Source organism: Kribbella sp. NPDC056861 (assembly GCF_040687575.1).
In the GTDB taxonomy this organism is placed as follows: Bacteria; Actinomycetota; Actinomycetes; order Propionibacteriales; family Kribbellaceae; genus Kribbella.
The window spans coordinates 862944-887030 of record NZ_JBFBNQ010000003.1; the positions used below are offsets into that span (position 1 = coordinate 862944).

A 24087-nucleotide genomic window follows, 5' to 3' on the forward strand; every position below is an offset into this window, starting at 1 on the left:
CGATGGGCGAGAGTGATAACTGCTCGCGCCCTGGAGCGTGACCATAGACGGCCTCGATGAGGTGCTGGACGTAGGGCGGGACGTGACCGCCGTACCGATGGCACCGTCCGTCGCGGGCATCCGGCCGGCTGAACAAAAAACTCGACGCGGGAGGACTCGCGGAGAATGCCCAAGCTGATTGCTTTCAATGAAGAGGCGCGCCGCGGCCTCGAGCGGGGTATGAACACCCTCGCCGACGCCGTAAAGGTGACGCTTGGCCCGAAGGGCCGCAACGTCGTGCTGGAGAAGAAGTGGGGCGCACCCACGATCACCAACGACGGTGTTTCGATCGCCAAGGAGATCGAGCTGGAGGACCCGTACGAGAAGATCGGGGCCGAGCTCGTCAAGGAAGTTGCCAAGAAGACGGACGACGTCGCGGGCGACGGCACCACCACGGCGACCGTGCTGGCCCAGGCGCTCGTGCGCGAGGGACTGCGCAACGTGGCCGCCGGCGCCAACCCGATGGGCCTGAAGAAGGGCATCGAGAAGGCCGTCGACGCCATCAGCGAGCAGCTGCTGGCCCAGGCCAAGGACGTCGAGACCCGGGAGCAGATCGCTTCCACCGCCTCGATCTCCGCCGCTGACACCCAGGTCGGCCAGATCATCGCCGAGGCGATGGACAAGGTCGGCAAGGAAGGTGTCATCACCGTCGAGGAGAGCAACACCTTCGGTCTCGAGCTCGAGCTCACCGAGGGCATGCGCTTCGACAAGGGCTACATCTCGCCGTACTTCGTGACCGACACCGAGCGGATGGAAGCGGTCCTCGAAGACCCCTACATCCTCGTGGTGAACAGCAAGATCTCGAGCATCAAGGACCTGGTCCCGGTGCTGGAGAAGGTCATGCAGACCGGCAAGCCGCTGGCCATCATCGCCGAGGACCTCGAGGGCGAAGCCCTCGCGACCCTGGTCGTGAACAAGATCAAGGGCACCTTCAAGACCGTCGCCGTCAAGGCGCCGGGCTTCGGTGACCGCCGCAAGGCCATGCTCGTCGACATCGCCGTCCTGACCGGCGGTGAGGTCATCTCCGAGGAGGTCGGCCTCAAGCTCGACACCGTGGACCTGGAGCTGCTCGGCCAGGCCCGCAAGATCGTCGTCACCAAGGACGAGACGACCATCGTCGAGGGTTCCGGCGACGCCGACCAGATCTCCGGCCGGGTGAACCAGATCCGCGCCGAGATCGAGAAGTCGGACTCCGACTACGACCGCGAGAAGCTGCAGGAGCGGCTGGCCAAGCTGGCCGGCGGCGTCGCGGTGATCAAGGTCGGCGCGGCCACCGAGGTCGAGCTGAAGGAGCGCAAGCACCGCATCGAGGACGCCGTTCGCAACGCGAAGGCCGCCGTCGAAGAGGGCATCGTCGCCGGTGGCGGCGTGGCGCTGCTGCAGGCTTCGGTCGTCGCGTTCGAGAAGCTGGAGCTCGAGGGTGACGAGGCCACCGGTGCCGCGATCGTGCGTTCCGCGGTCGAGGCCCCGTTGAAGCAGATCGCCTTCAACGCCGGCCTCGAAGGCGGAGTTGTGGTCGAGAAGGTCCGCAACCTCGAGCCGGGCTGGGGCCTCAACGCCGCAACCGGTGAGTACGTCGACCTGATCAAGACCGGCATCATCGACCCGGCCAAGGTCACCCGCTCGGCGCTGCAGAACGCCGCGTCCATCGCGGCGCTGTTCCTCACCACCGAGGCAGTCATCGCCGACAAGCCCGAGAAGGCCGGTGCCGCCGCAGGCGGCGGCGCGCCCGACATGGGCGGCATGGACTTCTGATCTCGTAGAAGTTCGGTTTTGTAAGACATGGAGCTGGCCCCGGGCGATTGCCCGGGGCCAGCTTTGTTTTGTTGAGGATCCGCCTCATGGCGCTGGGCGCCACCTCGGCTCTGCTAGATGCTGACGCGATTCGTCCGCCAGTTCGAGGCAGGCCCGTGCGTGGTTGAGTCTCGTCGTTCACCGACCTCAGGGCGATCTCGTGACCCTGGTGGGGCAACGGGGAGCATGACGATCTCGGGGATCAGCCGCGGTGGCTGCAGCCGATCGCGGTCCAGTCCTCGTGGCGCTTGGCGCCACCTCGGTCCGCGCTGGGTGCTGACGCGATCGGCCCGCCATGTATCTGCCACCCCGAGCGGTCCTTCAATTGGCTACCACTCCGAGCGGTGGTGCGGGTCTGCTTCCCGGCGGCGCTCCGATCCCGGGGTCGGCCTCGTGGCGCTGGGCGCCACCTCGGCTCTGCTGGATGCTGACGCGATTGTTCCGCCAGTTCGAGGCAGCCCTTGCCGTGGTTGAGTCTCGCCGTTCAGTTGCAGCCGATTGCGGTACCAGTCCTCGTGGCGCTTGGCGCCACCTCGGTCCCGCGCTGGATGCTGACGCGATCGGTCGGCCGGTTGGCTGCCACCCCGAGTGGTGGTGCGGGTCTGCTCCCCGGCGGCGCTCCGATCGCGGCTCGGCCTGTGGCGCCGGGCGCCACCTCGGCTCTGCTGGATGCTGACGCGGTTGTTCCGCCAGTTCGAGGCAGCCCGTGCCGTGGTTGAGCCTCGCCGTTTACCTGCAGCCGATCGCGGTACCAGTTTTCGTGGTGCTTGGCGCCACCTCGGCTTTGTGCTGGATGCTGACGCGGTTGGTACTCCGATGTGTGGCACCTCGGAGCAACCTGTACGGCGTCATCGCGATGGCCGCCGCCGGCGCGTGTTTCGGCGATCACCTCTCGTACTCCCTCGCCCGTACCGCGAGCGGCCGGATGCTCGACCGCCTCGAATCAGGAACCAAGCGGCACATGATGGTGACGCGCGCCTGCAACGCTTCGGAAGAACGCGGCGGCCTGCGGTAGTAGGACTTGCGCCCGCCTGCTTCTGCCTGCGCTCGCCTCCGCCTGGCTGCCTTCCGCCTGCGCCCGGCTGCTCCCGCCTGCACTCGGCTGCGCCCGGCCACCCGGAGCAACAACTACTCGTACGGTCTCGACCAGCGCGCGATGCAACTCGGCGGCGTACATGCACAGGCGTTTCGCGAGCGTCAGCGGCCCGGACCGCGCGCTTGGCGGTTGCTGGAGGCAACTTTCAGGACTGGTGTCGCGGGCGTCGAGGGCGCACCGCGAACTGTTCCGGGAAGGTCCAGTCGAAGCGGACGGCGGCCAGGCGGATGAGGGTGGTCACCAGTACACAGGCGAGTCCGGCGATCGGGATCGGGACGCCGAGTCCGGCCAGCAGGATGAGTACTGCGGTGCCGGCGCCAGCGGCGACGGCGTACAGGGTGCTGACGTGCAGGAAGGAGAACGGGAGGCTCAGCATGACGTCGCGGAGCATGCCGCCACCGATGGCTCCGATGACGCCAACCACCAGGGCGCCCGCCACGCCTACGCCGAGGGACAGTGCTTTCGAGGCTCCGATGGCGGCGAAGAGGCCCATCACGACGGCGTCGAGGACGGTGATCAGCCAGTCTGCCCGGGCCAGCGCGGGTTGCAGGACCATGCCGAGGATTGCTGACGTGCCGGCCGTGAGCAGGTACCAGTTGCTCCACACCACGACCGGCGGCTGGTTGAGGACGAGATCGCGGAGCAGGCCGCCGCCGAGGGAGACGGCGAGGCCGATCGCGATGACGCCGAGTACGTCGATGCGGCCGGAGGTTGGGTCACTGGCACCGGCATTGGCGCTAGCGGTGGCGGTGGCACTCGGGCTGGCGTCGGCACCGGCACTGGTGCTCGGGCTGGCACTGGCACCGGCACCTGTACCCGGGCTGGCACTAGCACCGGGACCTGTGCCCGGGCTGGCACTGGCACTGGTACTAGCGGTGGAACCGGCACCTGTACTTGGGCTGGCACCGGCACCGGTACTAGCGCTGGCAGCAGCATCGACATCAGCACTGGCACCAGCATCAGTACTGGCGTTAGTGCCGCCACCGGTCTCGGCAGCTGCGGCGTTGTCGCCGCCGGCACTGTGATCCGACCGGCTGCGGGCGGCGAACAGCGCTCCTTGCAGACCGCCGAGGCCGGCGGCCAGGAGCTCGATCCAGAGGGTCACCTGGAACGGGGTGATCGACATGTGATCCTCCGAAGTAAAGGAGCGGTGCCGGAGGCCTGGAGCCGGCGTGGCGGGGTGCCGCGCCGAAGTGCTGGTGCGGTGCTGGAGACCTGGAACTGGAGAGGCGGGGCGGCGCGCCGAAGGCCGATGCGGAGCTGTAGAGGCGGGGCACCACGCCGAAGTGCTGGTGCGGTGCTGCAGAGGCGGGGCAACGCACCGAAGTGCTGGTGTGGAGCTGGGAGTGGCGGGGTGCTGCGCCGAAGTACTGGAGCGGTGCCGGCGTACTGGAGCCGACAGGCGGGCGGCGCGCCGAAGTGCTGGAGCCGGCGCGTAGTGAGGAGCGAGCCGGCTCCTGGTCGTCAGTGGATCAGCGGTTCACCGTACGGCGTGCGCGGCGTCCTTGGCGGCGGTGGCGATGGTGTCGGCGACGACGGCGGGCTGGGTCAGGAAGACGGCGTGGCTGGTGGAGACGTTGGTGATCGTCGCGCCGCTGCGCTTCGCCATGTGTTGCAGCATGGCCTGGTCGAATGCCTTGTCGTCGGTGGCGATGACGGCCCAGGTGGGTTTGTCCTGCCAGGCGGCGTTCTTCAGCGCGGTGGCGAAGGCCGCCATGTTGACCGGGACCTGCGAGTCGCGCAGGAAGGCGGCGTCCGCATCGCTTGCGTCGTGGGCGAAACCGCTCTTGAACTTGGCGTGGTTGAGGAAGCCGTAGCCGTCTTCGGTGACGTCGATGACGAACTCCGGTGTGGCGGCGAAACCCTCGTACTGCTGGGCGGTGGTCTCACCGGCGTCGGGGGCCAGTGCGGAGACGTAGACCAGGCCGCTCACGTTCGGGTGGACGCCGGCCTCGGTGATGACCGAGCCGCCCCAGGAGTGGCCGACGAGGATCGTGGGGCCGTCCTGCTGGTCGAGGACCCGGGTGGTTGCGGCGACGTCGTCTTCCAGCGAGGTGAGCGGGTTCTGCACGATCGCCACCTGGTAGCCGCGCGCGGTCAGGTTGTCGTACACGCCGCGCCATCCCGAGCCGTCGGCGAACGCGCCGTGCACCAGTACGACGTTCTTGATCTCCTGGTCGGTGCTCATGGTTCGTCCTCTCCCTCCCGCGCCGGGGAGAGCCCAGGGCGGATGTCTGCGAAGAGTCAGCGAAGTACTGACTTCGATATGCAATATATCGCACGCGATATTTCGTCACAAGGGAGGCGGTGTATTGGAGACTTCGGTGCGGTGTGCGGTGTGCGGTGTGCGGTGTGCGGTGTGCGGTGTGCGGTGTGCGGTGTGCGGTGTGCGGTGTGCGGTGTGCGGTGTGCGGTGTGCGGTGCGGCCGATTCAGGTTGTAGCGGTAGCGGCAGTGAAGCGCTGGTGGAGCTGCCAGATCGCGAGCAGCCCGAGCGCAGTAAAGAGTCCGAAGCCGGTGACCACGGCCCAGTGCGGCGGGTCGGAGAGCCATCGGTACAGGCCTGAGCCGATCGCCGCGCCGAGGGTGAGAACTGCGACGCCTTCGAAGGCGAGCCGGGTTGGGTGGAAGGGATTCCAGCGAGTCACTCGGTCGCGACCGTCGGCTTCACTGTCGGCAGATGCCGTGGACTTCCAGGTGTCCCATTGCAATCGATCCGACAGCCGCGGCGACAGCGATTCGCGGAAGTACCGCTGGATCAGCTTGATGTGGTGGTCGTGCAGGATGTACCGGCTGCCCAGCATGTACGAACTCAGCGGGACGATCAGCAGCAGAACGAAGTTCGAGGCGTTCGAGACCGCCAGGCTGGTGATCGCACCGGCGGAGGTGATCTGCAGCGCGAACACGTTCCACTGGATGCCGGCCCGGCGCTCGATCTCGGTTCGGAGAGCGGAGTACTCCGCCAGCTCGATCTCCTCCATCGAACGATGATGCCTCAGGGCGCGCGATCCATCACGCGTCCGTTTGAGTCAGTGCGCCTCGAGGACGAAGAAGATGAAGCTGATGAATCTTGCCGGGTGCTCGACGCCTTGTGGGCGCAGCTCGGTTGGGGTGTCCGGGGAGATTGTTGGCTCGCTGATGGCTGAGACGCGGAAGCCTGCTGCCGTGAAGGCGTCGGTCATTGCCTGGAGGGGGCGGTGCCAGATCGTGTAGGTGACTGTGTGGCCGCCGTGTTCGGCGTCGAAGGAGAACTCGGTGATGTCGAAGTAGTTGCCGTCAGGGCTCAGCGCTGTGTACACGAACGGGTGGTTCAGGGACAGGATGAGGCGTCCGCCGGGCTTCAGTACGCGGCGGAGTTCGGCGAGGGGTTCGGTCCAGTCCTCGAGGTAGTGCAGGACGAGGGAAGCGGTGACGTCGTCGAAGGTGGCGTCGGGGTACGGGAGTGGCTTGGCCAGGTCGGCGACGGTCAGGTCGGCGTCGTTGCCGAGTCGTTGGCGGGCCAGGTCGATCATGGCGGCGCTCAGGTCGAAGCCGGAGATGGTCGCGCCTCTGTCGCAGAGCGCTGCTGCCAGCGGGCCGGAGCCGCAGCCGGCTTCGAGGATGTGACGGCCGGCTACGTCGCCGGCGAGGTCCAGCATCGCGGGACGCTCGTAGTGGCCGTTGAGCAGGTTGGTCTCGTTGTCCGCGGAGTACGCCGCTGCGAAATCGTCGAAATCGGTCTTCGGCACTGAGCGTTCCTTGCTGTCGGGTTGGCATGCGAGTTGATGCAATTTGTGGGACGCCTGGTTGAGGGCGCTGGTTCGGGGGTTTCGCTGGTCGGTTACAGGTTGGGTAGGCAGCGGTCGATGAGGCGTTTGTTGTAGGCGTCCATGGCGGGTGGGAGTGCGGTTGGTGCGAAGTACTCGAGCTTGTCGCACTCGATGCCGTCGGGGCGGGCGTTGCCTTCGGTGTGGGTGACGAGGAAGGTTGCGCCGACGACGTAGGCCTGGTCGCCGTTGGGGTATTGCAGGAACCACTCCGGACCGGAGTACAGGTCTATGAGGGTGAGGTCGTGGGCGGTGAGGCCGGTTTCTTCGTGCAGTTCGCGTTGGGCTGTTTCTTCGAGGGTTTCGCCGAGTTCCATGGCGCCTCCGGGGATGCCCCAGCGGCCGGTTTCGGCGTTGCGCTGCGGGAGGATGGCGCCGGTGGGGTTCTGCACGATGGTGCATGCGGCCACTAGTAGGAGGGGGCGGCTGCCGACTAGTTTTCGTAGGTCGCGCACGTAGTCGGGCATTTCATCAACAGTAGTTGGGTGGTTTGCCTGCAAGGTCCGTAGTCCGTAGCCCACCTGGCTGGTGGGCGAAGGTCGGACGGTAGGGCACGGACTGGGTGGTCGGCATCGACGGCTCGGGCGCGTCAGCATCTGGGCGGAGCCGAGGTGGCGCTAAGCGCCACGAGGCGGCAGATGGTGTGGGTGGAGAGCTGGGCGGCAGGCCCGGGTAGCAGGTGCTACCCGGGGTGGCGTGCGGCTCTCAGCAGCCGGAGTTGGCCTATCTCCGCGGCGTTTTTCATCAGTTCTACGTTGACCCAGGCGTACTGGTCGATGGTTGAGCGGCCTGACTCCGGGGGCCAGGGGAAGACGGCTGGGCGGGCCAATTCGTCTTCTGATGTGTCTTCGAGGATGTGGGACCACTGGTCTCGGAGGGCTCGCATCCAGCGGAGGGTTTTGGCCAGGTCGCCGGGCCAGAGGACCGCAGTTCGGTCTGGGGGGAGGGCGCCGCGGGCGTGGGCTGCGGCGGTGGACCACCACCAGCCGATGTGCCAGGTGAGCCAGCCGATGGTGGGGACGGGGATCGGGTCGAGGGCTACGTCGGACCAGTCGGCTCGCCAGTTGCCGGCGGTGTCGGGGCGGACTGTCCAGGAGAGTTCGGCTGGTTCCCAGAGGAGGTCTTCGGGGGTCAGCCGTTCGAGGTGGTACTCGAACAGGGCCCAGGTCAGCTCGAACTGGTTGCGCACCACCGAATCCGTCACTGACGGATCATCTCAGCCTTCCTGGTCGACCTCGCAGAAGGACTCGTAGTGGTCGTCGGTGTAGTAGACGTGGACGGGGGTGGTGGTGGCTCCGCCGCCGATCAGGCGGCGGGCGCCGCGGTCGGGGGAGCCGGGGGTTTTGACGGTGTACTCGTGGTAGTAGCCGCTTGATTCGCTCGGCAGGATGCCTTCGCGGTTCTGGAAGACGGTGCCGTCCTGGTCGTAGGGGAACGGGCCGCCGGAGTGGATCAGGGCGAGGGTGTCGGAGGCTTCGGTGGGCAGTGAGCTGAGGGTGCAGGAAGGGATTGCCTGTACTGCGTACGCGAGGTGAGCGGGGGTGGTGGTGGCGAGGCGAGCTTGGGTGGCAGCCGCGGGGTGAGCGGAGGCGGCGGTGGACGGCGCGGCAGGCGAAGCGGAGTACAGGGCCGCGCTGGCGGTGGTGGTGAGGCCGAAGAGGAGGGCCGCGGCGACGGCGAGCGCGGTGGTGACGGACCGGAGGATGTTCGCTGGGGGTCGCATCCTCGGAGGCTTCCCGACGCAACCGCGGCTGGCACATCACAGCTGCGGTTAATCGGTAGCTATGACCTCGCGACCGAGCTATCGTCTGCGGCAGCGAGCACGACCACGAGTGGAAGGAGCGACCGATGAAGACACCGACCTGTATTCCGGCGCTCCCGGACCGCTCGCACATCTCGCACTGAGCGGCCGCGCGCCTCCTGTTGGAGGATTCGTGAAGATCCGCACCACTGTCGAGAACGATCTCGGCACCATCCACACCCTGATCACCGAGCAGTCGCTCAACACCGTTACGCGGCCGCGCTGGGACGAGTACCTGGTCTCCGGCGCGTATCGCCACGACTGGACCTGGGTCGTCGAGGACGACGACGACCGGGTCATCGCCCTGGCCATCTGGTGGGGCATGGAGCAGTTCGACCACCCGTTCAGCATCGACGGCCTGTACGCCGTACCGGGGATTGATCGCGTTGCCGTCTGGACCGAGCTGATCCGGCACACCCTCGGCACCTTCCCCGCGGAGGCGGAGGAGCCGGAGTACCACATCTTTCTGCCCAACGGCTGGCGCGATCAGCCTGACGTCGTCGCCGAGTTGGAGCCTCGCCTCGAGGCTGCCGCGGCGGCTGGTCTGTCGGAGTTCACCGAGCGGCTGCGCTACGAGTGGACGCCGGCCGACGGGATGCCTGAGCGGTCGACGCGGTTGCGGTTTGAGCCGGGCGATGACGAGGCGTTCCTGGATGCCTTCCGGCGGGTGATCGAGGGCAGCCTCGACGCCGGTACTGCGCGCGCTGTGGCGAAGGTCGGCGTGGAGGGTTCGGCCAAGGAGGACTTGGCGGTTTATCAGTCGATGCCGGGGGAGCGGTCGTGGTGGCGGTTGGCGTACAGCGTCGCGTCCGGCGAGTTGGTCGGCTTCGCGTTGCCGTCGGCCAACAACGGTGGGCCGGTGGTGGGGTACCTCGGGGTGCTGACCGAGCATCGCGGGCAGGGGTACAGCGATGATCTGCTGGCCGAGATCACGCATGTGCTGGTGGAGACGGGGGCTGAGCGCATCCGGGCTGACACCGACCTGACGAACCGGCCGATGGCGGCGTGCTTCGAGCGGCTGGGGTATCGCAACCATGCGGTGCGGATGGTTGCCAGCTATCCGGCCAGCTGAGTAGCTGACCTACCTGCGCGCCTGCAGCAGTCAGGCGCGCAGGTAGTTGGTAGATCCCGGGCGAGATGGAGACACGAGCCACCCTGCCCCCTATGTTGCTGACATGTCAGATAGTTCGACCGATGCGTGACATCGCTCTGATTGTGCATGTGGTCGCGGGGGCAGTCGGTGTGGTCTTCGGACCCCTGGCGATCCTCTTCACGCTGCGGGTACGCCGACTGCACTGGGCCGGGGAGATCTTCCACTGGGCAGTGGCGTTGGTCTGCCTGAGCGCCCTGGTGATGGTGCCCTACGACTGGGCCCGGCTCTGGTTCTTCTGGCCGATCTCGCTCGCGTCGTACCTGTTCGTCTATCTCGGGCAGCGAGCGGCGGAGGCGCCCGGCGGCCTCTGGTACCGGGGTGTGCTCCGCGGCTACGGCGGTGGCTGGATCGCCTTGTGGACAGCGATCCTGGTCGTCAGCGCCGCCGACCAGCCGTGGACCTGGGCGGTCCCGGTCGTGGTCGGCTCGGCGCTGATCGAGGTGTTCTGTTTCCGCCCGGCCAAGACCTGGACGCAGACACCGAAGTAGAGAAGGGCTAGGCCTGGCCGGCCTGTTCCTCCGGGGTGGACTTGCGGACGACGAGGCGGGTCCAGGCGCCGACGTACACGCGGTCGTCGGCGTTGAGCTCGCGGCGTTGGCCGGCGGGGATCGGGTCTTCCGGCAGCGGACCGGAGTTCGGGCCGACGAAGGTGCCGTTGGAGGACTGCAGGTCCTCCACCCACCAGCGCTGGCCGTCGGTGGTCAGCTGGGCCTGACGGCGGCTGACGCCGGTGTCGTCGCCGCAGTCGACCTCGGGGGTGATGCCGCGGCTCTTGGACGGGCGGCCGATCAGCACGCTCTTGGCGGTGACAGGGATGACTGTCGGCAGGCCCGGTGACGGGCACGGGTCGTCGCTCTGCTGTACCTCGTACCAGTCGGGGTCGACCCAGCGCTCCACCACCCAGTCAGCGACCTCCTGCGGGGCAGGCGGGACGGGGGGCGGCGTACCGAGGTCAAGGGACGACGCTGCCCGGGGCATGGTGCCCGTGGTGTAGTCGTAGCCGCAGTTCTCGCAGAACAGCGCGTCCGGCGCGGCCGGGTCCGAGCAGTTCGGGCAGGCCTGAGTAGTCGGCGCAGCAGGAGCCGCGGCGGCTGCGGGGGCCGGGATCGACGAGGACGCGACAGCGGCGGCCGCGCCGATCGGCAGGCCGCAGACGTCGCAGTAGTCGGTGGAGACGGACGGGTGTCCGCTCGGACACGTCACTGAGGTCATTTCTTCACCCGGGTGGTCTTGGTGGAGGCGGTGTCGAGGGCCATCTCGTCGGCCTTCTCGACAGTGCGCTTGAGCCGCACGGTGCCGTTGTCCTGGTCGTCGATGTCGACCACCTTACGGAGCCGGGTGGTGGCTTCCTCGTTGCCGGTCTGCGCGGCGAGTTGGACCGCGCGGCCGAGCTTCGTGGTCGCGGTGGCGGTGTCGCCGGCGGCCTTCGCGGCCAGACCGTCCTGGATCGCCTCGGCCAGCTCGGTCTGCCCGGTGTAGTGGGCGACCTCCGGGCTGATCCGGGTGGTCAGCGCCTCGTCCTCGGACCACAGCGCCCGGACCAGGCCCTGCGCGACCACGTCGGCGCCGATCGCCAGCTGCACCCGCGCGGCGAGCTGCTCCTGGCCGATGCCCTTGGCCGCGAGCCGGATCGCCACGTGGTAGTCGCGGGACTCGTCGCCCCACGAACCGGTCGGGTAGGCGCTGGTCAGCGCGTTCACCTCGGTACGCCGGGCCGTCAGGTCGTCCACCGTCGGGGCGACCTGCCGGACGAACAGCACCTGCGCGCCCTGCGGGGCCCAGACCCGCATCTCGGCCTGGGCGACGCCCTTGCTCATCGCGTTCTGGATGATCTTCGCGAACTCCGCGGCGAGCTGGTCCTGCGCCGGGATGATGTCGACGGTGCCGAGCAGCGCGGTCGCGATCCGGCGTACCTCGTCGACCTGCCAGGCGACGCCGACACCGCGGCAGTCGCACTGGAACTGGCCGGTGACCGCCTGGATCGTCTGGGTCAGCACCTCGGGCGACTCGTGCTGGTTCTCGCCGTCGGTGAGCAGCAGCGCGTGCTTCTGGGTCAGCGTCGGCACGGTCGCGAAGACCCGCGAGGCGAGCCGCAGCCAGGTGCCCATCGCGGTCCCGCCGTCGGCGTAGAAGCGCGACACCGCGTCCTTGGCCGCCTGCCGGGTGAACTGGTCCATCCGCACCATCACCGGCTCCGGCGACGGCGGGAAGGCCAGCTGGGCCCGGTCGTTGCCGGAGATCACCGCGAACCAGACCCCGTCCAGGATCTGGTCGAGCGCGGTCTGCGCGGCGAACGCGGCGGCCCGGACGCCCTCGGCGCCCATCGAGCCGGAGGTGTCGACGATGATGATCTCGCCCGCGTCACCGCTGCCGGACTGGCCGGCCGAGCCCGCGCCGGTGCAGGACACCGTGACGATCGCGTGGACGTCGGTGCCGCCGTCGGGCAGGAACTCGTTCTGGTACACGGAGGCGGAGAACTCGGCCATCTCAGACGTCCTTTCGGTGAATAAAATCTAGATACGAGCGAGTGCGACGGTGATGTTGTCCATGCCGCCTTGGGCGTTGGCCCAGTCGACCAGCGCGGACGCGGTGGCCAGCGGCTCGCCGCCGTTGGCCGAAGCGGTCTGACGCACCAGCTCCGCGAGCGGTGTCGCCTCGGAGCAGTAGTTCCACAGACCGTCGGAGCACACCAGCAGCCAACCAGGCCCGGAGACCTTCAGCGACGTGGTACGAGGTGTGTGGTCGGGCGCGTCCTTGCCCAGCCAGCGGGTGATCGCATGCGCCTGCGGACCGGTCTCGGCCTCATGCCGCGGTACGCCGGTCGCAATCAACTCGGCCGCCCAGGAGTCGTCCACAGTCAGCCCCACCGCCTCGGCACCGTCCGGGAACCAGTACGCGCGGCTGTCGCCGACCACCCCGGCCACCAGCAGATCACCCTCGAGCACAGTCGCCACGAACGTGCAGGAAGCCGGATTGGGGCTGTCCGGCGAAGTGTTCTCCAGTACTGCGTCGCTAGCGGCATCCGCAGCAGCCTTGAGCCGCACAATCACCGCGCTGTTCCGGGAGGACTCAGTACCCATCCCCTGCGCGTTCCCGGCCACCAGTACGTCGCGTGCGGCGCGCGCAGCGGCCAGGCTGGCCACGTCGGAGTCCAGTGAGGAGCTGACCCCGTCGCAGACCACCAGCAGGGCGCGACTGCCCGGCTCCTGGTCGGCAGCGATCGCCACGGCGTCCTCGTTGCGGCTGTGCCGGATCCCTCGGTCGCACACCGCGGCCACCCACGGAGCAGGCTGCTCGCTGAAGTGGTCGCGCGGCTTGGTCGCCTTGGTGCCGCAGGTCTCGCAGTACCCGTCGGCGCTGATCGCCCCGCCGCAGGAGCGGCAGGGGCCGGGCGCTGCCTCGGCACCCCGGGCAGCGGCGGCCGCCGGGTTCAGCTCGACAGTCGGCTCGGTGTCGGTGTCGATCGCGGGTGTGCCCGGTGCGGTGGGGGTGAGCTCGGCCCCGCACGCCTCGCAGAAGCGGTCGGCGTCGGAGATCGGTCCGCCACAGCTGGGGCAGGCCGTCTGGGTCGTACTCGTCATCGCAGCGTCCATCCTCGAACATCGTTGGCCAGGTCGACCAGGGCGATCCGTTCCTGCGGGCTGCGCGCGTGCCCGGCCAGTTCACGGTAGGCCGCTTCGAGCCCGTCCCGCAGGTCCGGCTCGACCGCCTCCCGGCCGGCGATCCTCAGCCCGGGCTGTGGGCCCTTGCCGAGCACCTCGTCCAGCGCGGTCTTGAAAATGTTCGCGGTCAGGTTCGCCCGGTCCAGCGGGTCGATCGTCACGCTCTCGATATTGCTCATCGCCTCGGCCAGCGCGGACAGTCCACGCCCTGATCCTGCCAGCAGACCGGCTCGCATCCGGCGAGCCCGGACGAACGACCCGCTGGTCGGCGGCACCAGGTCGAGCGCGCCGACGGCGCCGTCGAGGTCGCCACGGGCCGAGCGGATCGCCGCCAGCCCGAAGGCGGAGGGGGCGATGTAGTTGGCGTCGGTGCGGGCACAGGTCAGGTAGAGACCCTCAGCTACGTCGTACTCGCCGCTGATCTCGCAGGAGACCGCCAGTGCGAGCTTCGGCGCCAGCTCGCCCGGCACCTGGCCGTAGACGGCGTTGAACGCCGACTGGGCCGCAGCGGCGTCGTGGCGAGCCAGGGCGACCAGTCCGGACATCCAGACCGCCCGCCACTCCCACGGGTCCTCCGCGAGCAGGTCGGTGACCGCGGTGTCGACCATGTCGTACCGCGACGGCCCGATCTCCAGTGCGGTCTGGGCGATCTCCAGCAGGATCTGCGGGGAGGACTCGGGCGCGTCGACCAGTAGCTCGAGCCGCTGCTCCGGGTCGGGCACACTGACCGTCTTCAGCCAGCCGGCCATCTTGTCGCTGTCGTCCTTGGCCAGCGACGGCAGCCGGCGCCACGGCTCGGCAGCGTCGCCGAGGCCGGCCGCGAGGTCGCCCGGGCTGCCGAACAGGATCGACGAGGTCGAGTGCTGGGCAGCCTTGACGCCCTGCTTGTCGGCAACCACCTCACGCAGTACGCCGAGGAGCTGGACCCGGAACTCGTCGGCCGACACGAAGCGGTCAGCGGGGTCGGGCGCGCAGGCCTTCACCAGCAGCCGGTAGACCGAGTCGTACTGCTGGAACAGCGGCACCTCGCCCACCGGCGGAAGGGAGCCGACGTACCGGGACTGGTAGCCGCGGAACTCGAAGGCGAGCACACACAGGGTCCGGCCGAGCGTGTAGATGTCCGAGGCGATCGACGGGCCGACCTCGGCCACCTCCGGCGCCTGGAAGCCGACCGTGCCGTAGATGGCCGAGTCCATGTCGTCGATCCGGCGGACACCGCCGAGGTCGATCAGCTTGACCGCGTCGCCGACCTGGATGATGTTGTCCGGCTTGAAGTCGCAGTAGACCAGGCCGAGGTCGTGCAGGTAGGAGAACGCGGGCATGATCTCGAGCAGGTAGGCGATCGCCTGGTCGATCGGCAGCGCGTCGTACTGGTTGTGGTTGGCCTGCATCCGCTGCTTGAGCAGCGTCTTCAGTGAGGTGCCGCCGACGTACTCCATCACGATGTAGCCGGCGCCGTCGTGGGTGACGAAGTTGTAGATCTCGACGATCAGCGGGTGCTCGACCCGGGCCAGGAACTGCTGCTCGGCGATCGCGGCCGCGACGGCGTCCGGGTCCTCCGAGTTGAGCAGGCCCTTCAGCACCACCCAGCGGTTGGACACGTTCTGGTCCTGGGCCATGTAGATCCAGCCGAAACCACCGTGCGCCAGGCAGCCGCGGACCAGGTACTGGCCGCCGACCAGGTCACCGTCTTTCAGCTTCGGCGAGAACGAGAACGGGCTGCGGCACTTGGGGCAGAAGCCATCGGTACGACCCGCCTGGTCGCCGCGCGAGCGCCCGACCGGGTTGCCGCAGCTGGGGCAGTTGCGACGGTCCTCGGGGACCATCGGGTTGGCCAGGATCGCCTTGCTGGCGTCGATCGCGGGGATCGGCGGCACGTGCGTCAGGCCGGCACCGAGTCGCGCCCCGCGCAGGCGGGTGGACGAAGTACCGAGACGGCGGGTCAGCTTGGACCCGGCTGCAGTGGCCCGGGCCGAGCCGAGTGGCGTCGAGGCCAGCCGGTTGGAGGCGCGGGAGACCGTTGACGCAGTACTGATCGGGTCTGGCGCATAGGTGGCAGCACTGCCACCGCCGCCGCCAGGGGTGCCGCAGACATCGCAGTAGCCGTCTACGACGGTTCCCGAGCAGCCAGGCTCGCCGCACTTGCCTAGTGCCGTGGTCGAGCTGGCAATAGCACTAGCAGCGGCTGCAGCTGCCGGCGATCCGCAGACGTCGCAGTACCCGTCCAGGATCGTGCCGGTACAGCCCGGCTGTGTGCACGCGTTGGTCGTCATGTCGTCACTCCCAGATACGTCTGGTACGCCGCCACGAGCGCGCCGAGCCGAACCAGGTCCACTGGTTCCGCGTCGAGCACCTCCCGGCCGCGTCGATAGAGCTCTGCCAGGTCATCGGTGGTTCCACTGGTCCGGGGGACGCTGCCGGCCTTCACCTGATACGCGTCCAGTCGCCCGGCCAACTCGTCTTTACGTTCCAGCGCGGAGCCGTACGCCGTCTGCGCCTGCCCCAGCGCACGCCGTACGGCGTCCAGGCGGGTCAGGTACTTCTCCAGCTCAGCTGCCGTGTTCGGCACCGGCCCCAACGCAGTCACATCCGGTACTGCGAGCCGCGGCGCAGGCGAGACCGCGGCGACGCAGCGATCGGCCAGGGCCCGGACAGCCTGTCCCTGCGCCTCTAGCTCGGTCCGTACTGCGCGAGCCCGGGCCACGTCGGCAGCCCGCTCGCGCCGAGTGGCGGCACCGACGATCAGGTCGCGTTCGTTGTGCGCGGCATCGATCTCCAGCGGGCCGATCAGCCCGCCGATGTCGGCGCCCCGCTTGGCTCGGTCAGTCAGGTCGGTGACCCGGCGATCGAGATCGTGATGCTCCGCGATCGCCGCGTTGCGGGTCGCGGCCGGCTCGATCGCGACCAGGTCCTTGATCCGCTCCACCTGCGCACGGAGTTGCCGCAGCCGGGCGGCCAGGTCGGCGTCACCGGGCTCGAGCGCGAGCCGGGCCCGCAGGGTCGAGGCCAGCGCGTCCGACAAAGTGCATGCCTCAGGCAACGAAACGGCGAGCGACCCGGCCGCGTCGCCGGTGTCCAGCCCGCCCCAGATCAAGGTCGAGATCCGCTCGGTCTCGGTCGCCCCGACCCGGCCGGAGTCCCAGGTCACCAGGATCAGCTCGTACCGGTCGGAGACGGCCTTCCAGACGGCCATCGCCAGCACGACGTCGCCGCTCAGCGCGTCGGCGTCGGCCGATTGGAGGGCGGCCTGGTCGAGCTCGTCGAGCTCCGCCCGGCGGCGGTCCCGCCAGCTGCCGAGGTCGGTCAGGAACGCCAGCAGATCCTTTGCGGGGATGCTGCTGCCGATCCGTCCCGGGGGCGGCGGCGCGGTGGCCGTCGGGGTGCCTACGGTCATCCGGCGACTCTGCCGTAGACGGCCTTCGGTGGCGTGGCCGGGCCGAGGGCGGGCTGAAGCCACTTCTTGTACGAGGCCTGCCAGGCCGGTCCCGTCTTCATCTGCTCCAGCACGCCGTTGACGAACTTCACGAAGTCGACCTGCTCCTTGTTGATCCCGAGGCCGTACGGCTCCTCGCTGATCTTCTCGGCGGTCGTCACTCGCGCGTACGGGTCCTGGGCGGCGTCTCCGGCGAGCACGGTGTCGTCACCGGAGATGCCGACCACCTTGCCCTGCTGGAAGAGCGCCAGGCAGCCGGTGTCGGTGTCCGCGGTGACCGCGATGATCTCCGAGTTCGCCTTGACCATGTTGTCGAAGCTGGTCGAGCCGGCCGGCGTGCAGATCTTCTGCCCGTCCAGTTGTGCCAGGCTCTCGACCTTCATGTCCCGCTGGACCAGCAGCTTCTGCCCGGAGCGGTAGTACTCGGCGGAGAAGGCGATCTCGTTCCAGCGGGCGCAGTTGATCGTCATGTTGCGCGCGACGATGTCGACCGTGCCGTCCTTCAGCGCTGGGATCCGCTGCGGGCTGGAGATCACCCGGAGTTCGACCTGGTGCGGCTTACCTGGGGCGGGGGTCCCGAAGATGGCGTCGGCGACGGCGTTGATCATGTCGATGTCGAAGCCCTCGATGACGCCGGTGATCGGGTTCCGCGAGCCGAGGTTGAGGCTGTCCGCCGAGACACCGGCAATCAGCCGCTTGCGTTGCAGGATCCTGGCCATCGTCGTACCGGCAGGCATCGCGCCGGGTGCCGGAAGTGCGCCGTCGGGCGCGTAGGACTGCAGGGCGTTGTCGCAGGTCTCCGCGACCGGGGCAGCCGGCTTGGCGACGGACGGGGTCGGCTTCACCGGGACCGGCGTGGCGTCGTACGTGCTGGAGCCACAAGCCGTGGCGGCGAACAGGAGAGCGAGCGAGCCTGCGATCAGGCGGGTCTTGTTCATCGGTACTCCTCCAGTCGCTGGGAGAAGCCCCAGGCGGCGAGCAGGGCGGTGACGATGCCGATCGGCAGGCCGAGCCAGCCGAGGACGCCGAGCGAGTGGCCGGCGGAGTCCAGTTCGGACTGGGTCGATTCGCTCAGGGAGACGAGGCGCTCGGCGGAGGCCTGGTCGAAGGCGGTGAAGGCGGCGTTCGAGGTCGACTTGCCGGTGCCGATCGCCAGGTCGACGGCGCTGTCCCACTGGCCGCCGTTGTCGAGGCCGCGGATCTTGGTGTGCGCGTCCTTGTAGGCCCTCCACTGCTGCTGGACCGCGGGGCTGGTGGTGCCGCCGCGGGCCAGCTCCTCGTCGACCGTGGCCGCGGACTTCTTCCACGCTTCCTCGAACGCGGTGCCCGAGCCGCGGGCGATCAGCGTCAGGCTCTCGTTCGACTTCGCGTCGTACGCCGCGATCCGGGCCTGCGACAGCGCGAGGGTGTCGGCGTACGAGACCTTGCGGGTGTCCTTGGCCGAGTTCGACGCACCCGCGAGGGCGCCGCCGCCGATCGCCAGGGTCAGCAGTACGACGACCGCGGCGGCCGCGATCGGGACGTTGAGATAGCGGTGGGTGCGCTTGGCCAGCCACCACAGCGACACGATCAGCGCGGCGAGTGCGAGCAGGCTGCCGAGCACCAGCCAGATGCCGCCTCGGCCGATGCCGTCGAACTCGGTGTCGACGCGGGCCTGGTTGGCCTTGACCAGTTCGTTCAGGACCGGCAGCGAGTCCTCCTGCAGGGTCGCGCTGGCGTCCTTCAGGTACTGCGAGCCGAGGGGCAGGCCCTGCCGGTTGTTCGCCCGGGCCTGCTCGATCAGGCCTTGGTAGGTGAGCAGCGTGACGTTCAGCTCGCCGAGTGCCTTCTGGTCGGCGGGCTGCGCGGTGGCGGCCTCGGCGATCAGCTTGGCGGCGGTGTTCATCGAGTCGGTGAAGTGCTGGCGCTGGGCCGGCGGCTCCAGACCGCCGACCAGGAAGGCGTTGGTGGCGTCGGCGTTCGCGCTGACCAGGTTGGTGTGGATCGCCTGGATCCGGACCAGCTGGGCGGTGTTCGCCTCGGCCCGGCTGAGGGCGCCGTCGGACTGGTTGAAGCCCTGGGCGGCGGCGAGGCCGAAGACCACGCTGATGATGGCGGCGACGATCAGCAGCGCGCGCATGCGGCCCGGCGTACCGTCGAACCAGGCGGCGACCCGGCTCTGCGGCTGCGCGGCCGGCTGTGTTGCGGGCAGACCCGATCCGGCGACCTGTGGGACCGCCGGCGCTCTGGTCGCGGGGGGCGCACTGGCTGTCTGTGTCACGCCGTCTCTCCTTGCTCGGGCCCAGGCTCAGGCGCCAACTCTGCTGCCACCGGTTCGTCCGGTACCACGGTCTTGGCCTCTTCGTCGGTGAGGTCCTCGGCGACGATCTGACGCAGCTGCTCGGTGGTCGGTGCCGTCACGTCGCGCAGCCGCCAGGCGTGCCGGCCGATCGCGGCCTCCAGCATGTTCCGCGCGAACCGGCCGTTGCCGAACGAGCGGTCCCGCCGGGTGGAGGCGAGCACCACCTTGAACTGGTCCAGCGCCTCCGGCGTCAGCTCGTAGTCGGCGCCCTCGGCCAGGCCGGTCAGGATGTCGGTCAGCTCGTCGTCGGTGTAGTCCTCGAACCCGATCGTGGTCCGGAACCGGCTGGCCAGGCCAGGGTTCGCGGCGATGAAGTCCTCCATCGGCTCCGGGTAGCCGGCCACGATGACGACCAGGTCGTCGCGCCGGTCCTCCATCTCCTTGACCAGCGTGTCCACGGCCTCGCGCCCGTACTGGTCGGCACCCAGCTCACCGGCGGTCAGGCTGTACGCCTCGTCGATGAACAGCACGCCGCCGACTGCGGATGCGACCACCTCGGCGGTCTTCGTCGCGGTCTGGCCGAGATAGCCGGCGACCAACTCCGAGCGGTCGACCTCGATCAGCTGGCCCTTGGAGAGCAGGCCGAGTGCTTTGTAGATCCCGCTGACGAGTCGCGCCACGGTGGTCTTGCCGGTGCCGGGGTTGCCGGTGAAGACGAGGTGCCGGGTGATGGTCGGGCTCTTCAGCCCTGCCTCGACCCGCAGCTTCTCGACCCGCAGTACGGCGACCTGGCGGTGCACCTCGCGCTTGACCTTCGCCAGGCCGGTCAGGTCGTCCAGCTCGGCCAGCAACTCTTCGACAGTCCGCTCTGGCACAGCAGGCTTTTCTTCTTCTACTGCAGGCTTTGCTTCTACGGCGGCTGTAGGTGCTGTCGGTGTGGCTGCGACCTGCTGCAGCCTTGCGCCCGCTGCCTGCAACTGTGCAGCAGCAGCCACCGAGGCGTTGCCGATGACTCGCATGGTCGGCTCGCCGAGGCTGCAAGCCGCAGAGGCGACCTCAGCCAGCGCTTCGGCGTACGGGATCTTCTCCGCCGAGCCCTGCGCCACAAGATCAGTCAGTACTGCGGTCGGTGCCCCACGCCACCGCCGACCCCGTACTGCGGAGTCGAAGAAGTCCTGAGTCCCTGCACCAGGTGTCACCGCGGCCCAGTCGGCCGGAGCGCCTGGCGCTGACTCGGCCAGAGCTGCGGCCAGTGACAGCGCCTCAGCACGCGCGACGTTCTCCGCGACGCCGGCCCGCGCGGCGACCGTCAGCAGACCCGTCAGTGCGTCCTGCAGCGAAGTACCCCCGGCGCTGCTCATGACCCTCCCCGTCCTGATGGTGGTTGTAGCGGACCGCCCCCGGTGTCGGGCGGCGGCATCGACTGGGTCGGACCCAGCGCGAGACTGCCACCGGTCGACCCGGTGCCGAACTTCTCCTGCAGGAACCTGCCGTGTGCGATCAGTGCTTCGGCGTCGTGCCGGTTCACCGCGTCGGCCACCTTGTCCATCGTCGACCCCAGCAGGTCCAACTGGTCGATCAGGATCATCAGCGACGTCTTGCCGCGGTCCACCGGCCGGCTGTCGGCCCACTGCCGCGGCAGGCGCAGGTAGCCGCCGATCGCCTCCGGCAGATAGTCAGTAGCCGTCGCCATCACGGAGTACGCCTGGGCACTGCCGCCCAGGTTCCCGAGCCGCGGGATGGTCTCCCGGACGACCCGGACCACCCGGTTGACCCGGGACGCCACCACAGCCGGTACTGCGCCGTCAGCGACCAACTGCTCGACCCTGACCAGGGCCTGCAGCAGGTCGTCGGTGGTCGGCGCGCGGGGGATCGGTGCAGGCTCTGGCTCCGCCTTGCGACCCGTCAGTCGCGCGAAGAAGTCACCCAGCGCCATGCAATGCCCGCTCCCCGTTCGAAGAATTCAGCTCAGCGGCCGAGGTCGAGCGTGCCGCTGACGACCCGCTGGTCCTGCTTGGCGACCCGGTCCAGGTAGCTGCGGGACTTGGTCACCTCGCCCTCGAGGGTGCCGATGGTGGCGGCCATGTTGTCCAGCGCCTCCACCTTGAAGGTGTCGATCGCGTCCATCGTGGCGTAGATGTTCGCGAACGCCGCCTGCAGCTGCGGCAGCCCGATGGTGGCCGAGGCGGCCTGCTGCTGGATCGCGACCGAGTTGTCCCGCAGCATCTGCGAGGTGCGCTCGATCATCCCGCTGGTGGTGGTGTTCAGCGCGGTGATCTGGTCCAGCACCAGCTTCTGGTTGCCCAGCGCCTGGGCCACGATGACCGCCGTACGGAGCGCGGAGACCGTGGTGGTCGAGGCCCGGTCGACACCCTTGATCAGCTCGATGTTGTTCTTGATCACGATGTCGATGGCCAGGTAGTTCTGAATCGACACGGCCAGCTGGACCAGCAGGTCCTGGTGCTTCTGCCGGACGTAGAACAAGACGTCCTCGCGCAGCGCCCGGGCCTTGTCCGGGTCGGTCGCCTCCAGCTCGGCGATGGTCGCCGACAGCCGGGCGTCCAGCCGCTCGGCGACGTACACGTACTGGTTCAGCCGGCCCATCGCGTCCCAGAGCTGCTGCTTCTCCAGGTTCAGCGCGGCGTTGTCCTTGCCGAGCTCGTCCTGGCCGTTGCGCAGCGAGTGCAGGATGCCCTCGAGGTGGCTCTGGGCGCTCTGGTACTTGCGGAAGTAGTCCTCGATCTTGTCCCCGAACGGGATCATCCCGAGCAGCTTCTTCGGCCCGGTGGCTTCCTTCGGGTCCAGGTTCTCGACCGTACGGCGAAGCTCCAGCAGCGTCTTGCCGACCGTCGAGCCCTCCGACAGCCCGCCCGCGGTGAGCGCCTTGACCGGCGACTGCAGCAGCCGGTTCGAGCTCTCGGCGGCGTGCCGGATGTCGACGTCGCCCATGCTGCGGACGTCACCGGCCTTCTGGCTGAACTCCGGCGAGCGCGGTGCGGCGGTCATCAGCGAGGTCAGGAAGGAGTCGACCTTCGAGTCCAGCGCGGGCAGCGCGGCCGGGTCGACAGCAGGCGCCAGGCTCGGCGCGGCGGTCGCGGCCACTGGCTGCGTCGGCGCGGGTGCGGTCAGGATCAGCCCCGGTGCGGTCGCGGTCGGCGGCTGCAGCGGCGAGATCGCAGGCGCGGCTGCCGCTGCCTGCGGTGCTGCCGCGGTGCCCCCTGCGGCGCCCTGTGTGTTGTCAGCTTCGGTCATCGTCGTTCCCCTCCGGTGGCCTGCCGCGGGCCTCCGCGCCCGCGTCCCCTGTCACACACTCCGTGACGCGCACACAATCTACGCGGTTCCCGGTCTTCTGCGGGGAACCTTCCCCGATCCGTGACCAGGCCATTGCCAGGAGCGACCGAGCACCCCAGAATCGGTGACGACCGAGGGGGGCCTCGATGCAACGGTTACAGCGTGGAGTGAGCGGCCGACGGCTGTTCACACTCGTACTGGCAGGCATGTTTCTCGCGGTGATGCTGACCGCGACCGGGGAGCGGGCTGTACAGGCCGCAGCCGGACCCGGTTACAACTGGGAGGACGGCTCGCTCCAGGGCTGGAGCGTCGACTGGGGTGGGGAGGACCCGGCGAACTCACCGGTGGTCGCCCGTACTGGTGGCCGCTCGCTGGCTCTGCCGGTGGAAGGACGCGAGTACCCCGGCTTCAGGTCGCCGACGCGACCTGCTGGGCTGGCAGTCGGCTCGGTGGTGACGTTCCACCTCTACACACCGCGGAACGCCCGGCCGCTGCAGGTGATGCCGTACGTGAGCGACAACGCGTACGTCGAGCACTTCGGCCCCTGGTCGCGGCTGACCCCGGGATCGTGGACCACCCTCACCTGGCGGGTCCCGTCGGTGCCGAGCCTGCACCACCTCGGCCTGGAGTTCGACAGCCGGGGCTGGGCCGGCAGGGTCTACCTGGACGACGTGAGCTGGGCCAAGTCGGATCCGCGCGGACCTCTCTTCGAGGCGCCGAACCTGATCTACGGTTCGCACATCGGCGCGTGGGACCAGGACGGCGGTACTGCGATCAACAACCCGACCGCGGCGGCCAACGTCAAGGCCGCCAAGATCCGGGTGATCAAGTGGCAGATGTGGAAGCCGCCCTGCGAGCTGCGGGCGACCGACTGCCAGACCGAGGCACAGTTCAACGCGGCGATCGATGGGATCCGCCGCCTCGGCGCCGAACCGCTGGTCGGCCTGCCACCGATCTGGGACCAGCAGTGCACGGGTGCGCCCGACGCCTGGTCGCGCGCCTGGCAGGACTGGATCATCCGCACCGCCGGCACCCGGGTGAAGCTCTACGAGCTGGGCAACGAGCCGGACCACTACTGCGGCATGACCGGCCAGCGGTACTACGACGAGCTCTGGGTGCACGCGCCGACGCTGAAGGCCTACGCCCGCTCACTCGGCCACCAGATCTTCATCGGCGGACCGGGCTGGTCCAGCAGCGACGCGGCCAGCCTGACTGAGTTGAAGGTGTGGCTCGGCGCGGCCAAAGCGGCGTACCTGGCGAACGGGTCCAACCGCGACTGGCTGCCGGACTTCATCTCCACCCACACCTACCTGATCACGCCGACCGAGAACGACACCCAGGCCCACGCCCAGGCCCGGATCGACTCCTGGGGCGCCTTCTACGACGACCTGCAGGCTTACGTGGACACCACCTTCACCGGCCTGACCGACCAGGGCTACCCGATCGCCGACCAACTGAAGCCTGCCGACACCGAGTGGAACGCCTCGATCGATCTCGCCTGGCCCGGCAACGACGACCAGGTGTGGAGCGACTTCTACGTCCACGCCATGTTCGCCATGCTGCGCAGCCATGGCGTCTGGCTGTCCAACCAGTCGACCATCGCGTCCCACGCAGGCCAGTCCTTCGACCTGCTACGCCCCGACGGCACCGCCAAACCGCAGTACAACTCCTACCAAGCGGAGAGTACGAGCGACCCGCGCAACTGACCGACGGGCCAGAGGTGGTGTTCCGC

The 24087-nt window shown here is 68.8% G+C and carries 22 protein-coding genes; 5 read left to right on the plus strand and 17 right to left on the minus strand.

Going from position 1 to position 24087, the window contains the following annotated elements; translation table 11 throughout:
- Positions 1–165 precede the first annotated feature (165 nt).
- Both groL and AB0P21_RS17990 read left to right on the plus strand, forming a co-directional pair.
- Positions 166–1794, plus strand: coding sequence for a chaperonin GroEL (gene groL, locus AB0P21_RS17985; protein ID WP_363697879.1), 1629 nt, complete (start codon positions 166–168; stop codon positions 1792–1794).
- Between the two features lie 859 nt (positions 1795–2653).
- Positions 2654–2848 carry a hypothetical protein gene (locus tag AB0P21_RS17990; protein WP_363697881.1) on the plus strand — a complete coding sequence of 65 codons (195 nt, stop codon included), beginning with the start codon at positions 2654–2656 and terminating at the stop codon, positions 2846–2848.
- 226 nt (positions 2849–3074) lie between these two features.
- Here the strand turns inward: AB0P21_RS17990 and AB0P21_RS17995 are convergent, their stop codons facing one another.
- The 7 genes from AB0P21_RS17995 to AB0P21_RS18025 form a co-directional block, all read right to left on the minus strand.
- Positions 3075–4055: a TRIC cation channel family protein gene (locus AB0P21_RS17995; protein ID WP_363697882.1), complete on the minus strand. Its 981-nt coding sequence runs from the start codon at positions 4053–4055 to the stop codon at positions 3075–3077.
- Positions 4056–4409: 354 nt separating this feature from the next.
- Positions 4410–5117 carry an alpha/beta hydrolase gene (locus AB0P21_RS18000; RefSeq protein ID WP_363697884.1) on the minus strand — a complete coding sequence of 236 codons (708 nt, stop codon included), beginning with the start codon at positions 5115–5117 and terminating at the stop codon, positions 4410–4412.
- Positions 5118–5360: 243 nt separating this feature from the next.
- Positions 5361–5909: a hypothetical protein gene (locus AB0P21_RS18005; RefSeq protein ID WP_363697886.1), complete on the minus strand. Its 549-nt coding sequence runs from the start codon at positions 5907–5909 to the stop codon at positions 5361–5363.
- A 48-nt stretch (positions 5910–5957) separates the two neighbouring features.
- Positions 5958–6656: a class I SAM-dependent methyltransferase gene (locus AB0P21_RS18010; protein WP_363697887.1), complete on the minus strand. Its 699-nt coding sequence runs from the start codon at positions 6654–6656 to the stop codon at positions 5958–5960.
- Between the two features lie 92 nt (positions 6657–6748).
- Complete coding sequence (locus AB0P21_RS18015) at positions 6749–7201, minus strand: NUDIX domain-containing protein (RefSeq protein ID WP_363697888.1); 453 nt, start codon at positions 7199–7201, stop codon at positions 6749–6751.
- A 215-nt stretch (positions 7202–7416) separates the two neighbouring features.
- The gene (locus AB0P21_RS18020; RefSeq protein WP_363697890.1) at positions 7417–7938 is read right to left on the minus strand and encodes a DinB family protein; all 522 of its coding nucleotides are present in this window, start codon (positions 7936–7938) and stop codon (positions 7417–7419) included.
- A gap of 12 nt (positions 7939–7950) precedes the next feature.
- Complete coding sequence (locus AB0P21_RS18025; protein WP_363697892.1) at positions 7951–8457, minus strand: ribonuclease domain-containing protein; 507 nt, start codon at positions 8455–8457, stop codon at positions 7951–7953.
- A 211-nt stretch (positions 8458–8668) separates the two neighbouring features.
- On the opposite strand from AB0P21_RS18025, the gene AB0P21_RS18030 reads away from it, so the two are divergent.
- Both AB0P21_RS18030 and AB0P21_RS18035 read left to right on the plus strand, forming a co-directional pair.
- Entirely contained in the window at positions 8669–9607 is a 939-nt protein-coding gene (locus AB0P21_RS18030; RefSeq protein WP_363697893.1) for a GNAT family N-acetyltransferase, read from the plus strand.
- Positions 9608–9729: 122 nt separating this feature from the next.
- Positions 9730–10176, plus strand: coding sequence for a hypothetical protein (locus AB0P21_RS18035; RefSeq protein ID WP_363697895.1), 447 nt, complete (start codon positions 9730–9732; stop codon positions 10174–10176).
- Positions 10177–10183: 7 nt separating this feature from the next.
- Here AB0P21_RS18035 and AB0P21_RS18040 read toward each other — a convergent pair whose 3' ends face one another.
- From AB0P21_RS18040 to AB0P21_RS18085, 10 genes are read right to left on the minus strand one after another with little or no spacing between them, the layout of a single operon-like run.
- Complete coding sequence (locus AB0P21_RS18040; RefSeq protein ID WP_363697897.1) at positions 10184–10900, minus strand: FHA domain-containing protein; 717 nt, start codon at positions 10898–10900, stop codon at positions 10184–10186.
- A complete protein-coding gene (locus AB0P21_RS18045; RefSeq protein WP_363697899.1) occupies positions 10897–12174 on the minus strand; it encodes a VWA domain-containing protein in 1278 nt (425 codons plus the stop codon). Before AB0P21_RS18045 ends, AB0P21_RS18040 begins: the two co-directional genes overlap by 4 nt.
- Before the next feature lie 27 nt (positions 12175–12201).
- Positions 12202–13269: a PP2C family serine/threonine-protein phosphatase gene (locus tag AB0P21_RS18050; RefSeq protein WP_363697900.1), complete on the minus strand. Its 1068-nt coding sequence runs from the start codon at positions 13267–13269 to the stop codon at positions 12202–12204.
- Positions 13266–15623, minus strand: coding sequence for a tetratricopeptide repeat protein (locus tag AB0P21_RS18055; protein WP_363697902.1), 2358 nt, complete (start codon positions 15621–15623; stop codon positions 13266–13268). Before AB0P21_RS18055 ends, AB0P21_RS18050 begins: the two co-directional genes overlap by 4 nt.
- Positions 15620–16744, minus strand: coding sequence for a hypothetical protein (locus tag AB0P21_RS18060; protein ID WP_363697904.1), 1125 nt, complete (start codon positions 16742–16744; stop codon positions 15620–15622). The genes AB0P21_RS18055 and AB0P21_RS18060 overlap by 4 nt, the downstream gene beginning before the upstream one ends.
- On the minus strand, positions 16741–17721 hold the full coding sequence (locus AB0P21_RS18065; protein ID WP_363697906.1) for a glutamate ABC transporter substrate-binding protein: 981 nt from the start codon (positions 17719–17721) through the stop codon (positions 16741–16743). Before AB0P21_RS18065 ends, AB0P21_RS18060 begins: the two co-directional genes overlap by 4 nt.
- Positions 17718–19043 (minus strand): hypothetical protein, encoded by a 1326-nt coding sequence (locus AB0P21_RS18070; RefSeq protein WP_363697908.1) that lies wholly within the window; start codon positions 19041–19043, stop codon positions 17718–17720. The genes AB0P21_RS18065 and AB0P21_RS18070 overlap by 4 nt, the downstream gene beginning before the upstream one ends.
- Entirely contained in the window at positions 19040–20425 is a 1386-nt protein-coding gene (locus AB0P21_RS18075; RefSeq protein WP_363697910.1) for an AAA family ATPase, read from the minus strand. The genes AB0P21_RS18070 and AB0P21_RS18075 overlap by 4 nt, the downstream gene beginning before the upstream one ends.
- Complete coding sequence (locus tag AB0P21_RS18080; protein WP_363697912.1) at positions 20422–21000, minus strand: hypothetical protein; 579 nt, start codon at positions 20998–21000, stop codon at positions 20422–20424. The genes AB0P21_RS18075 and AB0P21_RS18080 overlap by 4 nt, the downstream gene beginning before the upstream one ends.
- Positions 21001–21032: 32 nt before the next feature.
- Positions 21033–22316, minus strand: a complete 1284-nt coding sequence (locus AB0P21_RS18085) for a toxic anion resistance protein (RefSeq protein ID WP_363697913.1) — start codon at positions 22314–22316, stop codon at positions 21033–21035.
- A 185-nt stretch (positions 22317–22501) separates the two neighbouring features.
- Here AB0P21_RS18085 and AB0P21_RS18090 point away from each other — a divergent pair, with 185 nt between their 5' ends.
- The gene (locus AB0P21_RS18090; protein ID WP_363697915.1) at positions 22502–24061 is read left to right on the plus strand and encodes a hypothetical protein; all 1560 of its coding nucleotides are present in this window, start codon (positions 22502–22504) and stop codon (positions 24059–24061) included.
- Positions 24062–24087 lie beyond the last annotated feature (26 nt).

Bases quoted from the DNA above. Each gene is read 5' to 3' on its own strand.
- AB0P21_RS18015 (WP_363697888.1), bottom strand. From the start codon at position 7,201: ATGCCCGACTACGTGCGCGACCTACGAAAACTAGTCGGCAGCCGCCCC.
- AB0P21_RS18055 (WP_363697902.1), bottom strand. From the start codon at position 15,623: ATGACGACCAACGCGTGCACACAGCCGGGCTGTACCGGCACGATCCTG.
- AB0P21_RS18080 (WP_363697912.1), bottom strand. From the start codon at position 21,000: ATGGCGCTGGGTGACTTCTTCGCGCGACTGACGGGTCGCAAGGCGGAG.
- groL (WP_363697879.1), top strand. From the start codon at position 166: ATGCCCAAGCTGATTGCTTTCAATGAAGAGGCGCGCCGCGGCCTCGAG.
- AB0P21_RS18035 (WP_363697895.1), top strand. From the start codon at position 9,730: ATGCGTGACATCGCTCTGATTGTGCATGTGGTCGCGGGGGCAGTCGGT.
- AB0P21_RS18045 (WP_363697899.1), bottom strand. From the start codon at position 12,174: ATGGCCGAGTTCTCCGCCTCCGTGTACCAGAACGAGTTCCTGCCCGAC.
- AB0P21_RS18085 (WP_363697913.1), bottom strand. From the start codon at position 22,316: ATGACCGAAGCTGACAACACACAGGGCGCCGCAGGGGGCACCGCGGCA.
- AB0P21_RS17995 (WP_363697882.1), bottom strand. From the start codon at position 4,055: ATGTCGATCACCCCGTTCCAGGTGACCCTCTGGATCGAGCTCCTGGCC.
- AB0P21_RS18040 (WP_363697897.1), bottom strand. From the start codon at position 10,900: ATGACCTCAGTGACGTGTCCGAGCGGACACCCGTCCGTCTCCACCGAC.
- AB0P21_RS18090 (WP_363697915.1), top strand. From the start codon at position 22,502: ATGCAACGGTTACAGCGTGGAGTGAGCGGCCGACGGCTGTTCACACTC.
- AB0P21_RS18000 (WP_363697884.1), bottom strand. From the start codon at position 5,117: ATGAGCACCGACCAGGAGATCAAGAACGTCGTACTGGTGCACGGCGCG.
- AB0P21_RS18025 (WP_363697892.1), bottom strand. From the start codon at position 8,457: ATGCGACCCCCAGCGAACATCCTCCGGTCCGTCACCACCGCGCTCGCC.
- AB0P21_RS18050 (WP_363697900.1), bottom strand. From the start codon at position 13,269: ATGACGAGTACGACCCAGACGGCCTGCCCCAGCTGTGGCGGACCGATC.
- AB0P21_RS18005 (WP_363697886.1), bottom strand. From the start codon at position 5,909: ATGGAGGAGATCGAGCTGGCGGAGTACTCCGCTCTCCGAACCGAGATC.
- AB0P21_RS18075 (WP_363697910.1), bottom strand. From the start codon at position 20,425: ATGAGCAGCGCCGGGGGTACTTCGCTGCAGGACGCACTGACGGGTCTG.
- AB0P21_RS18060 (WP_363697904.1), bottom strand. From the start codon at position 16,744: ATGACCGTAGGCACCCCGACGGCCACCGCGCCGCCGCCCCCGGGACGG.
- AB0P21_RS18065 (WP_363697906.1), bottom strand. From the start codon at position 17,721: ATGAACAAGACCCGCCTGATCGCAGGCTCGCTCGCTCTCCTGTTCGCC.